12 protein-coding genes, 1 tRNA gene and 1 pseudogene are annotated in these 13,331 nt (G+C 50.0%); 11 read left to right on the forward strand and 3 right to left on the reverse strand.

What is annotated here, in order from left to right:
• The first annotated feature begins 69 nt into the window (after nucleotides 1-69).
• A tRNA-Gly gene (locus LDB27_RS03995) sits at nucleotides 70-143 on the forward strand.
• A 121-nt stretch (nucleotides 144-264) separates the two neighbouring features.
• Here LDB27_RS03995 and LDB27_RS04000 read toward each other — a convergent pair.
• Entirely contained in the window at nucleotides 265-1,071 is an 807-nt protein-coding gene (locus tag LDB27_RS04000) for a DUF1460 domain-containing protein (RefSeq protein ID WP_077906403.1), read from the reverse strand.
• A 190-nt stretch (nucleotides 1,072-1,261) separates the two neighbouring features.
• Here LDB27_RS04000 and LDB27_RS04005 point away from each other — a divergent pair.
• The 9 genes and pseudogenes from LDB27_RS04005 to LDB27_RS04045 all read left to right on the forward strand — a co-directional run.
• Nucleotides 1,262-1,432, forward strand: a pseudogene (locus LDB27_RS04005) (VapC toxin family PIN domain ribonuclease); the annotation flags it as partial.
• A gap of 806 nt (nucleotides 1,433-2,238) precedes the next feature.
• Nucleotides 2,239-2,775 carry an STM3031 family outer membrane protein gene (locus LDB27_RS04010; protein ID WP_001038499.1) on the forward strand — a complete coding sequence of 179 codons (537 nt, stop codon included), beginning with the start codon at nucleotides 2,239-2,241 and terminating at the stop codon, nucleotides 2,773-2,775.
• A 46-nt stretch (nucleotides 2,776-2,821) separates the two neighbouring features.
• On the forward strand, nucleotides 2,822-3,454 hold the full coding sequence (locus LDB27_RS04015; RefSeq protein ID WP_000835258.1) for a YfdX family protein: 633 nt from the start codon (nucleotides 2,822-2,824) through the stop codon (nucleotides 3,452-3,454).
• Between the two features lie 718 nt (nucleotides 3,455-4,172).
• Entirely contained in the window at nucleotides 4,173-4,760 is a 588-nt protein-coding gene (locus LDB27_RS04020; protein WP_001244645.1) for a fimbrial protein, read from the forward strand.
• Between the two features lie 119 nt (nucleotides 4,761-4,879).
• On the forward strand, nucleotides 4,880-7,369 hold the full coding sequence (gene stdB, locus LDB27_RS04025) for a fimbrial outer membrane usher protein StdB (protein ID WP_000705475.1): 2,490 nt from the start codon (nucleotides 4,880-4,882) through the stop codon (nucleotides 7,367-7,369).
• A 40-nt stretch (nucleotides 7,370-7,409) separates the two neighbouring features.
• A complete protein-coding gene (stdC, locus tag LDB27_RS04030; RefSeq protein ID WP_000798493.1) occupies nucleotides 7,410-8,153 on the forward strand; it encodes a fimbrial biogenesis chaperone StdC in 744 nt (247 codons plus the stop codon).
• Nucleotides 8,150-9,232, forward strand: coding sequence for a fimbrial protein (locus LDB27_RS04035; protein ID WP_000147770.1), 1,083 nt, complete (start codon nucleotides 8,150-8,152; stop codon nucleotides 9,230-9,232). Before stdC ends, LDB27_RS04035 begins: the two co-directional genes overlap by 4 nt.
• A gap of 109 nt (nucleotides 9,233-9,341) precedes the next feature.
• Nucleotides 9,342-9,848, forward strand: a complete 507-nt coding sequence (locus LDB27_RS04040; RefSeq protein ID WP_000093334.1) for a CaiF/GrlA family transcriptional regulator — start codon at nucleotides 9,342-9,344, stop codon at nucleotides 9,846-9,848.
• A complete protein-coding gene (locus LDB27_RS04045) occupies nucleotides 9,835-10,593 on the forward strand; it encodes a transcriptional regulator (RefSeq protein ID WP_000134789.1) in 759 nt (252 codons plus the stop codon). Before LDB27_RS04040 ends, LDB27_RS04045 begins: the two co-directional genes overlap by 14 nt.
• A 209-nt stretch (nucleotides 10,594-10,802) precedes the next feature.
• Here the strand turns inward: LDB27_RS04045 and LDB27_RS04050 are convergent, their stop codons facing one another.
• The gene (locus tag LDB27_RS04050) at nucleotides 10,803-11,645 is read right to left on the reverse strand and encodes a nickel/cobalt efflux protein RcnA (protein ID WP_000503689.1); all 843 of its coding nucleotides are present in this window, start codon (nucleotides 11,643-11,645) and stop codon (nucleotides 10,803-10,805) included.
• A 121-nt stretch (nucleotides 11,646-11,766) separates the two neighbouring features.
• Here LDB27_RS04050 and rcnR point away from each other — a divergent pair, with 121 nt between their 5' ends.
• Nucleotides 11,767-12,039, forward strand: a complete 273-nt coding sequence (rcnR, locus tag LDB27_RS04055; protein WP_000019953.1) for a Ni(II)/Co(II)-binding transcriptional repressor RcnR — start codon at nucleotides 11,767-11,769, stop codon at nucleotides 12,037-12,039.
• A gap of 30 nt (nucleotides 12,040-12,069) precedes the next feature.
• Here the strand turns inward: rcnR and LDB27_RS04060 are convergent, their stop codons facing one another.
• Nucleotides 12,070-13,299, reverse strand: coding sequence for an amino acid permease (locus tag LDB27_RS04060; RefSeq protein ID WP_000036842.1), 1,230 nt, complete (start codon nucleotides 13,297-13,299; stop codon nucleotides 12,070-12,072).
• Nucleotides 13,300-13,331 lie beyond the last annotated feature (32 nt).

The raw sequence follows: 13,331 nt of genomic DNA on the forward strand, positions 1-13,331 counted from the left end.
ATCGCCAGTCAGCCAGTAAGTCTCTTGCCAACCAGAACGTAAGGTTTATAATGCCTTACGCATCTCAAAGCGGGCGTAGTTCAATGGTAGAACGAGAGCTTCCCAAGCTCTATACGAGGGTTCGATTCCCTTCGCCCGCTCCAGACAAATATCTACTAAATCCACAAATTTACAGCCATTTTTTCTGTACTGCCCACAGTACACAGGGTTTCAATGCCTATGTCGGACGGCTATTATCCGCTGGCGACTCCGGTAATGACTTTATCATTCAGCCCGCAGCACAACGATGCCCGGTCTGGAATGCATGTATTCCATAAACGGTGTGTCCACTACTTTTCTGTTTGCGGCCAATGAGGAGGCGTTCCTGAACCACACCTGTTCATCATGACGAACTACGATACCCACATGTGAAACGTCCAGCCCGTCAAGCGGGGAGTAGACACCGATATAATCCCCGTTTTTTAGGTGGTTCATGACCTGCTGGTTGATGGCTCTTCCGGGAATATAATTTATTTTACGAGGATGGATGCCCAGACCAGGAATGTACTCGCCGCCATCAGGTTTATGGTTAAGCTGCTTGTCAACAACGATATAATCAGGGCTGATATACGGCGTTACATCCCGTGCATTACGCGGTGCTGCGGCGAACCAGTCAGAGAAGAAGTGCCGGCGGCTGAGATAAGAAACTTTGCCTGCGGCGTAGCGAGTCCTGGCAAGATTATGCAGAAACGATTTCTGATTATCGCTGCGGGCCAGGGCCTCAACGTAATCAGCCAGGGTAAAGCAGTCCACGCCGTTGAAATTCGCTACAAGGACTTCGGGGGTTCCGGGCCCACCGATGAGCGTATTTGCCTGATAAGGTGTTCCGAGAAAAGCAGACGATACGCGGCTGATAACTTCTCCATGGTTTTCGCCTTTATAAGGAATGACATCCGACTGGATAATCCGGCTTATTTTTTCTGCCGTAACGCTGTCCATGCTGGTCTGATATTTTTCTGTGCCAGGGACGGCACAGGCCGTCAGATGCGCCGACATAAGCAAAATTGTCCATGCATTTACCTTCATTATCATCTCCGGAAAGGTTCAAATCCCTTTTTTACCTTTACCGGAAATGGTTGTGATGGATACAGAAAAACGCCAGAGGTTGATTACAGGTTGAGTAATATGAACGCTGATGATGATAAATGTGAAGATCATCATACGACTTTATTCGCAGTTGTTTTTTGCCTGATCGTCAAAGCCAACATGCCCCTTTAGGCTGGCGATACATACCGGTCAAATCCGTGCCGAACTGGCCCGCAAGGGAACACCTGTCGGGCTTTATGACCAGATGATTGCTGACCATGCCCGTAGCCGCGGACTGGTCGTCGTCACAAACAATCTCCGCGAATTTGAACGCATTCCGGGTATCCGAATCGAAGACTGGTGCTAATTTTTGCATCTGATGTTATCCCCGGATTCATGCTCTTTTCCGGATTTAGTGACACAGTCAATTTGGTTACCTGCTTAATGGTGGTTTGCATCACATTTTTAGCTGACGGTATTTTTTTATGTTGACTGGAGATATCTGCCAACAGCATAACCTTTACGGCCAGATAATAAATAAAAGAGTACCAAAATGTCGTATTCTGACATATTTACGAAGGGAGTACCGCTCCCTTCTTTTTTTGTTTCCTGGATACTCACTGAACAATGCCGTTACTGCCCGATAACTGCCGCATCCCCTCACCATAGCCGTTTCCTGCAACTTAAATCACAGACGTTGATTTACCAGGCCGATATGGCTTCTTTCCCGTTATATACCCTTCATACTTCAAGTTGCTTATGTGTTGGCTACGGATTACTCGGTCCATCCATGGGCCTCGCCCTGACGGGCCGTCGCACGCGACGTTAAAATCTGCTCCCGGCAGATTTGTCGCTCACCGCCAGTCACATCGTTATCTATGCCCCTGGGGAATCACTTCCTTGCCGCCTTTAAGCAACTCGAATTATTTTGGGTATATATCAGTGAACTTCTATTTTTGTCAGTTTTTATTTTTCAGTTTATTTATTATTAAATACTGTTTCTGGCCTGGATATATTTTCGTGAATAGCCTCCCGACAGCCGCAGACAAAGGTATTTGCTGGCGTAACAGCGCTCATAATTTAAAAGATTTATTTATAGTTTGTTATCACGGAAAGATTTTAACTTAATACATGCCAGTAAGGCATCAGGTAAAAATAACCGGAGAGAAGAAGATGAACAAAATGCTATTAGCCGGAAGTGCCGGTATTGTTCTGCTGTCTGCTGCAGCCAGTCCGGTATGGGCAGACGATAATGCCAGTACATTTTCGCTTGGATACGCCCAGTCCCATACTAATCACGCCGGGACGTTGCGTGGGGTTCGGCTGGCAAACAACTATGAAATGTCACCGGACTGGGGGCTGACAACCTCATTTGCCTGGCTAAATGGAAGCCAGCGCTATTCCGATGAAAGCAGTAATGGTCGTGTAACAACTCGTTATTACTCCCTGCTTGCAGGCCCCTCATGGAAAATAAATAACCAGTTAAGTCTGTATAGTCAAGTGGGCCCCGTATTATTGCATCAGCGTGATCACGGAATAAATGAGTCTGACAGTAAGGTCGGATATGGTTATTCTGCAGGCGTGGCTTATACCCCGGTCAGTAATGTCGCTATAAATCTGGGTTATGAGGGTGCGGATTTTGATGCTACCCATAACAGCGGAAGCCTTAATAGCAACGGCTTTAATCTTGGCGTGGGTTACCGGTTCTGAATAGGATAACCCGATAAAAAATGTTACTTTGTGGAGATGATGGATTATGAAAAGCCATATTATACCGGGCGTTGCGCTGATGGTTATCCTGTTTTCAGGAAATGTTATGGCCGCAACAAACATGACTGATAATGTTACTCTGAATAATGACAAGATATCCGGACAGGCCTGGCAGGCCATGCGTGATATCGGAATGTCGCGATTCGAGTTGTTTAATGGTCGAACCCAAAAGGCGGAACAACTGGCTGCGCAAGCAGAAAAACTCCTGAACGATGACAGCACTGACTGGAATCTGTATGTCAAATCAGATAAAAAAGCCCCAGTTGAAGGAGACCGCTATATTCGGATAAATTCATCGATTACGGTAGCCGAAGATTATCTCCCTGCGGGGCAGAAAAATGATGCTATTAATAAAGCAAACCAGAAAATGAAAGAAGGAGATAAAAAAGGGACTATAGAGGCCCTGAAACTAGCAGGCGTCAGTATGATTGAAAATCAGGAACTCATTCCTCTTCAGCAAACCCGTAAGGATGTGACCACAGCGCTTTCCTTGATGAACGAAGGAAAATACTATCAGGCAGGTCTGATACTAAAATCAGCTCAGGATGGCATAATTGTGGATTCTCAGTCAGTTCAGGAATTACCCACGGCCCCCGTGCAGCACGATTCCGCGCATTAATATCCCCCAGCCTGCTGTATATATTACAGCAGGCAGCATTATGTCTGACAGCTATTACCAGTTTGTTCTGTGCTGTCGGCATTGTTTTTAAATTTCATCCGTGAAGTTCAGTAATGTCAGGGTACCTGCATTCATATCTATTGTGATGCTCATCACAAATACAGAAGAATATCATTTCATTTATTATTTTTTATCCCTTCCGCTTATGATGGTTCATAATGATTTATTAAGTTAATGTTTTGGAATTAAATGCCTTTTACTTGCGTTGTATCTAGTTTTTTATGCTACCAGTGGTTTCATTGTTATATATGGTTAGTATTATGTTTTGTAAATATCCAGTGTGATGGAAAAGCAAAACATACATTCCCGATAACATATTACAAAATATTTCATGTCCGCTGCGAATATCTGTCTGTTAGGTATTCATCCGCTTATAATTACATTAAAAAGTATTTCTTTGATGATTATTCTTAAATTACGATCATAATCATCGATCGTATCGATCTATTTTTATTGTTTTAATTTGAATAAGAATTTTCTTACAACTGATTAGGCATTAGCTGAAATCAATATTTTTCGATGGAAAGTTCAGGTGCTTCGTTTAACACCCGGCGTTTATTATTCATACGAATCTTTTCTGAACGCTTTCATTAATACCCTCAGATTTGTTTTCAGCCTTTGCAAAATAATTCTCATTCACCCAAAGGACATATTATCTATGCGTAATAAAATAATACTTGCCATGGCGGCTGCCGGTATGATGTATGGCGCTTCTGTATATGCAGTCGATCCACCAACAGCAGGCCCGTTCGGCTCAGGTAAAATTACCTTTACTGGCACCATCACCAACTCCCCCTGTGATATCGCACCGGGCGACGATGCGATCACCGTTCCGTTTGGACAGATTTCTTACCGTAAACTGAATACCGCCGACGCAACCACGGACTCAAAACCGTTCACCATTCATCTGCAGAACTGTGCTTTCGATCCGAATGATGCAGGTTCAAATCCTGCTGGCTCCGCAGGGAAAATGTCTAAAGTAACCGTCTCTTTCAGTGGCACAGCTGATACCTCAGGTAAAGCTTACGTCAGCACCGGCAGTGCCCAGCATGTTGGTGTGCAGCTTCTGAAAAGTGACAATACCTCACTGATTACACCCAATACCCCGATGCCGGATGGCGAAGCTCAGCAACTGCAAGCCGGGAATAACGAACTTAACTTCTTTGCCCGCCTGATAGCCCTGACAAATGCCGCAACTCCTGGCGATGTTAACGCATCTGTCACCTACACCCTGAAATACCTGTGATTTTACGCGGTAAATAACGACAGGGAGAAGCCGTCCACGGAGGGGTTCGGACGGCTTTTATATCTGACCATGCCTGCGGGCTGTCTGTTACACGGACGACAACACGAAAGCGCCATGCCATGAAAATTACCCGGCTTGCCATTCTGATTACCCTGACATTTTCCGTCCTGAAGTCGCAGGCCACGGAGTTCAATGCCAGCCTGCTGGACAGCGGGAACCTGTCTAAGGTGGACCTCACGGCCTTCAGCCGCGAGGGGTATGTGGCGCCCGGTAACTATATTCTCGATATCTGGCTCAATGACCAGCCGGTACGGGAACAGTATCCGGTCAGAGTTGTACCGGTTGCCGGACGCGACGCGGCCGTCATCTGTGTGACAACAGACATGGTGGCCATGCTGGGTCTTAAGGATAAGATTATTCATGGCCTGAAACCCGTTACCGGTATCCCGGACGGGCAATGCCTTGAGCTGCGCTCCGCTGACAGTCAGGTACGGTACAGCGCTGAAAATCAGCGTCTGACCTTCATTATTCCCCAGGCCTGGATGCGATATCAGGACCCGGACTGGGTCCCCCCTTCACGCTGGAGCGACGGCGTCACCGCCGGCCTGCTCGATTACAACCTGATGGTCAACCGCTATATGCCGCAGCAGGGGGAAACCTCTACCAGCTACAGCCTCTACGGCACCGCCGGGTTTAATCTCGGCGCCTGGCGGTTGCGGAGCGATTACCAGTACAGCCGTTTTGACAGTGGGCAGGGCGCATCACAGTCCGATTTTTATCTGCCGCAGACGTATCTGTTCCGTGCCCTGCCAGCACTGCGCTCAAAACTGACGCTCGGACAGACGTACCTCAGCTCCGCTATTTTTGACTCCTTCCGCTTTGCCGGGCTCACTTTGGCCAGCGATGAGCGCATGCTGCCACCCTCTCTTCAGGGGTATGCCCCGAAAATCAGCGGCATTGCGAACAGTAATGCACAGGTTACCGTCAGCCAGAATGGTCGCATTCTGTACCAGACCCGGGTGTCGCCGGGGCCTTTTGAGCTTCCCGACCTGAGCCAGAATATCAGCGGCAACCTGGATGTCAGCGTCCGGGAAAGCGACGGTAGCGTCCGGACCTGGCAGGTCAACACGGCCAGCGTCCCCTTTATGGCACGCCAGGGACAGGTTCGCTATAAGGTGGCCGCCGGACGTCCGCTGTACGGCGGGACGCATAACAACAGCACGGTCAGCCCTGACTTTCTGCTCGGGGAGGCCACCTGGGGAGCATTTAACAACACGTCGCTGTATGGCGGCCTCATTGCCTCCACCGGCGACTACCAGTCCGCGGCGCTCGGGATCGGCCAGAATATGGGGCTGCTGGGCGCTCTGTCTGCGGACGTCACCCGCTCAGATGCGCGGTTGCCGCATGGGCAGAAGCAGTCCGGTTACAGCTACCGTATCAACTATGCCAAAACGTTTGATAAAACCGGCAGTACCCTGGCGTTCGTCGGATACCGCTTCTCGGACCGCCATTTTCTGTCCATGCCGGAGTACCTGCAGCGTCGGGCCACCGACGGCGGCGATGCATGGCATGAAAAACAGAGCTACACCGTGACTTATAGCCAGTCCGTTCCGGTACTCAATATGAGCGCTGCCCTCTCGGTAAGCCGGCTCAATTACTGGAATGCGCAGTCCAACAATAACTACATGCTCAGCTTCAACAAAGTGTTCAGTCTCGGCGACCTTCAGGGGCTCTCGGCCTCGGTGTCGTTTGCCCGTAACCAGTACACCGGCGGGGGGAGCCAGAACCAGGTCTACGCCACCATCAGTATCCCGTGGGGCGACAGCCGCCAGGTGAGTTACAGCGTACAGAAAGATAACCGGGGCGGCCTGCAGCAGACCGTGAATTACAGCGATTTCCATAACCCGGACACCACATGGAACATCAGCGCCGGTCATAACCGCTATGACACCGGCAGTAACAGCAGCTTCAGCGGCAGCGTGCAGAGCCGTCTGCCGTGGGGCCAGGCGGCAGCGGACGCCACCCTGCAGCCCGGGCAGTACCGCAGCCTGGGCCTGAGCTGGTACGGCTCGGTGACCGCCACCGCCCACGGCGCCGCCTTCAGCCAGTCGATGGCCGGGAATGAGCCTCGCATGATGATAGATACCGGAGACGTGGCCGGTGTACCGGTGAACGGCAACAGCGGGGTGACCAACCGCTTCGGGGTGGGCGTGGTGAGCGCCGGCAGCAGCTATCGGCGCAGCGATATTTCGGTTGATGTGGCCGCCCTGCCGGAGGACGTGGACGTCAGCAGCTCCGTCATCAGCCAGGTGCTGACGGAGGGCGCGGTGGGCTACCGGAAGATTGACGCCAGCCAGGGGGAGCAGGTGCTCGGTCATATCCGGCTGGCTGATGGCGCCAGTCCACCGTTTGGCGCTCTGGTAGTGTCCGGGAAAAGCGGCAGAACCGCGGGGATGGTCGGAGATGACGGTCTGGCCTACCTGACAGGCCTCAGCGGGGAAGACCGCCGGACCCTGAACGTGTCCTGGGATGGCCGGGTGCAGTGCAGACTCACCCTGCCGGAAACGGTGACACTCAGTCGGGGGCCGCTGTTACTGCCCTGCAGATAAAAATATCCCTGTCACAGAGCAGGACTAACGGAGAAAACAGGTGAAAAACAGCAGAAGAAGCCGTGTGATTTTACTCGCGCTGGCGGCAGCATGGAGCCAGTGCAGCCCGGCGGCCGTCAATGTCGACCGGACCCGTATTATCATGGATGCGCCGCAGAAAACGGTGGCCATCACGCTGAATAACGATGACAAAACCACGCCGTTCCTGGCGCAGTCCTGGGTGACGGATGCTGACGGGGTGAGAACGGATGCGCTGATGGCGCTGCCGCCGCTGCAGCGTATTGATGCCGGACAGAAATCTCAGGTCCGCATTACCCAGGTTCGTGGGCTGACAGATAAGCTCCCTCAGGACAGGGAAACACTGTTCTGGTTTAACGTGCGGGGCGTTCCCCCGAAGCCGGAAGACGACAACGTCCTGCAGCTGGCCATGCAGAGTCAGCTGAAACTGTTTTACCGTCCGAAAGCCATTATCAGAAGCAGCAGTGACCAGCCGGAAAGAAAGCTGACCGCTGAGCGGAATGCGGGACACCTGACCCTCAGAAACCCGACGCCGTACTACATCACTGTGGCGTGGCTGGGAGCAGACCGTAGCCACAGGCTCAGCGGTTTCCGCGAGGGCGTGATGGTGCCGCCCCTGGGGAGCCTGCCTTTAAAGGCTGTTCTGCCAGCAGAAACCCGGACGCTGTGGGTAGGGTATATTGATGATTACGGTGGACTGCAGATGAATCGCTACGCCTGCGATGCCCTGAACTGCGCGTTTAAGGACGCAGGGGCGACATCATGACAGGACGATTATTCAATATGAAATCACTGATACTGTCAGGTGTGTTTCTTTTCTTTGCTGTCTGTGATTCTGCGAGGGCAAACTATGACTGGTCAAAATGTGATGCCAATGGAAATGTAAATATTCAGAATATCAGTCTGAAGGGAGGACAATATTTACAAGGGCAGGAGCTGCAGAATATTACTGTTCCCATAAGTTATACCTGTACTACAACATGGAGCAGTTTTAATTCACTTGTTTACTCTACAGCAGTTTCGCTTTCCGATATGAGACAGGTAGCCACTGCGCTAAAAGATCGCGGTCTTGGAATGGATATCGTTGTTCAGGAAGGGAGCTTGACTCCCGTGACATTTACGTGGAGGGATATACAGGCAGGGTTTTCAGGCTGGTCCAGTTCAAAAGCATTCGGGCAACGTATGGAAGCGCAAAAAACATATAACCGAAGCGGAACGATTACAGTACATATTTTTGTCGAACAGGTTTTCAATAATAATTTTTTGGACATAAACATTCCGGGAAGTAAAATTAATATATATCCCTATAGCCCGTCACAACCCGGACTGTCTGTTGAACCACCGACTGTTCCATTCAGAGCTTTGCCTGTTTCTGCCTTTAATCTCAGGTTTATTCCTGACAACTCAGGCAAGGTTATTATCTCTCCTTCTAATACTATCAATATGGGGCGTTTTTATACGGAATATAAGGAAACCCTGGTGCCCAGGGAAGTACCTTTCACCGTTACAGCACAACAGAATGTCGGAACGCAGATCCCGTTCGTCGCCCCACTGGCTATAGAGTTCAGGACCAACGGTCTGACACTGGCAGATGCTGACAGCACCGTGATTCTTAAGAATAATAAACAAGAAAACAATGGTTTCAGACTGTCGGTAATGGATGTGGATAATAACACACCAGTTAAATTTAATGTGAAAACAGATATGGGATCTATCCATCTTGATAACGGTGCCGGTGGCAGAATTATAAAACAGTATAAAGCAAAGGTCGAAGCTATACCCGGTGCGGTAATTAAAACAGGTGCTTTTTCAGCCGCAATGACAGTGATTGTTACTTACAATTAGCAGGATTAAATACCATTTCCTGATAGTTAATTAAAAAATAGCTATAAATTTATCTTTATGATTATTTTTTTCTTCTCGGTCTTTTTCACTAAAAAAACGGAGAGTTTGCATGTCTTCTGATAAATCAAAAGGGAAGATAGTTTTTTCAGGTAACGATATTCATTATCCCGGACAGACCAACCATGATGCCTGTTTTATTCCGGTAAGTGTCCGCCAGTATGCCGGCGAGCCCCTGTATATCATCGTGGCACACTGGTGCCTGTTGCAGCAGAACTGGGTTCAGCGTAACCAGATAGCAGAGGCGTTTCACATCACGGCCAGACGGGCCAGCTACCTGATTGCCTATCTGCGAAGCAAAACATCACGGGTGGTCAGCATCTGCCGTCACCAGACCCTGCCCAATAAAGCACGACGCTATGAGATTTATGTTATCCGGGTTCTTGACAGTCCCACCCCGTCCACGCGCCGTGAAAAGGCCGGACCGCCGCCGGTATCAAAACGCCGAGTCGGTAATGGTGACAGGTCGATGGCAAATGAACTGTGGAACCGGCTGTGCAGTAACAGAAATGCGGGAAAGATCCTGAAAAAGAAGGAGAATGAGGATGACGGAACATAACCGGATACCGGCCCGGCAGATTATCGTTTACGGTGACTGCTGGCCGGTGACGATCGCCGTGGCACACCTGGTCCGGAGATTTCTGCCGAGCTGCAACTGTGAAACCGCATACAGGCTGCCTGTTCTGTTGCAGCAATTACGTCGGAAACCGGAGGCCATACTGATACTGTGTCTGCGTCCCCGTGAACATCTCTTTTTGTTCTATTCCCTGAGACAGATACTGCCGGACTACCCGGTTATGATTATCAGCGATGAGCTGTTTTTCAGCGACCGGGTGGTACTGAAGGTATACGGCGGCATCCCGGCGCTGCTGGAGCAGGAACTGGCGGAGATACTTATCCGGGGGCGGCGGGGTGAACAGTGGGCCGGGGGCGCACGCCTGCGCAGGACAGGAGAGCTGGACGCCTTTTTGTTATCTCCGGCTCCGGTGACGGGCTTTCTGGAAGTGCCACCGATATTTAACAATCCGAAGCGGTTGATGAACTATATGGACCAGTTGATGCACCGGGAGATACTGGCATGCGGAGTGAGCCTGGCCCAGTTACGCTTGCTTCAGGAAGTTTACCGTGGACGGGGAAGGTTGTCAGCGTTGTGTGGAAGGCTGAATACGCAGGAGAAGCAAATCTGGCAGGACAAATACCGGTTACTGGTGAAGTTGGGAATGCGGAACCGATTACGGGAACTGCTGTTTGGTACCCGGTTTTGTAAATCACTGCAGCGAACTCCGTTTATCGCTCCGCAATAACCCGCCTCCGGCGACTCTATCCAGAAACCCTGAAACGCCGGCTAAACCCGGTGGCGGTGGGGTATGTTTTGCCTGTGGTGTAGTGGAGTAAAATACAGAATTCAGGCGGGACGCTGAATGTATGGCCTTTCATACCGTTTGATAAGTAAAAACGCTTCTGGAATGAAACCCGAAGTGAATGATACGGCCTGAGCAGAAGCGTTACATATTTACTGCATGATCCCGGTATAGCCATGAATTCCCATATACACGCCGACCAGACCAATCAGAATGCTCGAAAAATAGGGCGCCCGCCGGGCAAGCGTCGAAAAACCACTCCAGCGCTTTGCTGCCTGTTGAACGCTTATCGCCGCGCCCACGCCTACCGTCACCAGCGTTAATGCCAGGCCAAGACTAAAGCTCAGCACCATCGTGGCGCCCAGCGTAAACGCTTTAAGCTGGATACAAATCAGTAAAACGGTGATCGCAGCCGGACAGGGGATAAGCCCTCCGGTCAGGCCGAACAGCAGGATCTGTCCATTAGTCACTGTTTGACCATCAAAACGGCGTTGAATATCGGCAGCATGGGCAAGTTCATGGGCATCCTGATACGCTTTTGACGTTGCGCCTTCCGGATGTATGTGACCATGATGGTCGTGGTCGTGGTCGTGGTCGTGGTCGTGGTCGTGGTCGTGGTCGTGGTCGTGATGGTGGTTTCCCGCCAGCCACTGCTGCTCGCCTCGCCATGTCCGCCAGAACATCCAGCACGCGGTGCTCAGAATAATAATCGCAGAAATTAACTGCAGCCATGGTTCCACTGATTGTGCGGTGAATGCCCGGCTAAGATACATCCCACCCAGCGCGATTAACCAGACGATCGCGGTATGAGAAAGCGTTGCTGCCAGACCGAGCATGACGGCCTGTTTAACCGTACCTTTAATGGCAATGATAAAAGCCGCCATCATAGTTTTGGAGTGCCCTGGTTCAAGCCCGTGCAAAATACCTAATAAAATGGCGCTGGGAATGAAGAACCAGCCGTTTCCTTGCTGAAGAAGTGTCGAAAATTCACCCATGAGAATGATTCTTAGTTGTTTTATGTGGGTGTCATTCTACTCCCCCCCAGTATGGAATACTACCCCCCAGTAGCATCGTAATGCTATAATTTGTATTCGTTAATGTTAGTGAGGTGTTGCAATGTCACATACCATCCGGGACAAACAAAAGCTTAAAGCCAGAACCAGCAAGATTCAGGGACAGGTGATAGCGCTAAAAAAAATGCTGGATGAACCGCATGAATGCGCGGCCGTGTTACAACAGATCGCGGCGATTCGCGGCGCGGTAAATGGCTTAATGCGCGAGGTGATTAAAGGGCATCTGACCGAGCATATCGTTCATCAGAGTGATGAAGCCAGACGTGAAGAAGATCTGGACGTAATATTAAAGGTGCTGGATTCTTATATAAAATAGCCGGGAGTTATATCCCGGCTATCTTTTACTTTAGCTGAAAAACATCACCGATACGCAAAGTAAACCGACGACCAACGTAATGAAATTACCTACTGAACGGTAGGGTTTCAATGCCGGTATCAGGTACGTTGACAACGTGGGCATAATAAACAGAATCATCGCAATGAGCGGGCCGCTAATGGCATAAATCATAGAGATGGCATTCGGGTTAATACAGCAAATAATAAACGTAATCCCGGAAACCAGCATGATAGACAGCGCGCGATTGAACGCCCGGCTTTTTTTCACGCCAACCTGCTGTAGGGTGGTTCTTACCATTTCGGTTGCGCCCTCGATGACGCCGAAATAGGTGCCGAGGAAAGATTTCGACATGGCCACGACGGCAACGATAATACCGGAAATAGAGAGCCAGGCCGGCGCATTGGGCATCATCGAGAGCGCGGAAAGGATGGTAACGCCTTCGTTGCGCGCGTCTTCAATGTATGACGGCGGAATGGAGAGCAGGCAGCTAAAGACAAAGAATAGCACGCTCAGGCAGATAATCAGGTAGGCGACCTTCATGATCTTTCTGCATTTATCCATGGCCTGATCGCCAAAATTTTCCCGTCTGTCGATGGCAAACGTCGAAATAATGGGCGTATGGCTAAAAGCAAAAACCATCACCGGAATAGAAATCCATACCTGGTGCAACGTGTGACTATCCAAAGACATCTGCCCGGTCAGTAACGAAGGTTGCCAGCTTCCGGTTAAGTAGAGCGAAAGGAACAAGAAGTAAGCGATAAGTGGAAAGACTAAAAAGCCCATTACGCGAAGAGTGGCATGTCTTCCCATTAAGAAAATCATATTCAGGATAAGTACTACGCCGAAGCTAACTGCCATCCGGATGCGAATATCTATCTGAATATGCTTCGCTAATTGCTCTGTCAGGGAATTGGTAATCGCCACAGCATAAATTAATACCACGACAAAAAACGCAATGAAATAAAGCGTGGTAATAATACTGCCGATTTTCTTGCCGTAATAATGAGTAACGGCGCCAGTAATTCCCTCACCGGCAGAAGTCTTTGAGGAAAGAATAAACTGACACAGCGCCTTATGCGGCCAGTATGTCAGCGGCCAGGCGACCAGCGCGGTAATAAATAGCACGATTGCGCCTGCCGATCCCAACTGGATGGGAAGGAAAAGAGTGCCTGCGCCTACAGCCGTTCCGTATAATGCAAAACTCCAGAGAGTCTCATCTTTTGACCAAATTTTAGACATTATTTGAATTTATCAACTATAAAACACACAAA

Source organism: Salmonella sp. JXY0409-18 (genome assembly GCF_020268625.1).
GTDB classification, from domain to species: Bacteria; Pseudomonadota; Gammaproteobacteria; order Enterobacterales; family Enterobacteriaceae; genus Salmonella; species Salmonella enterica.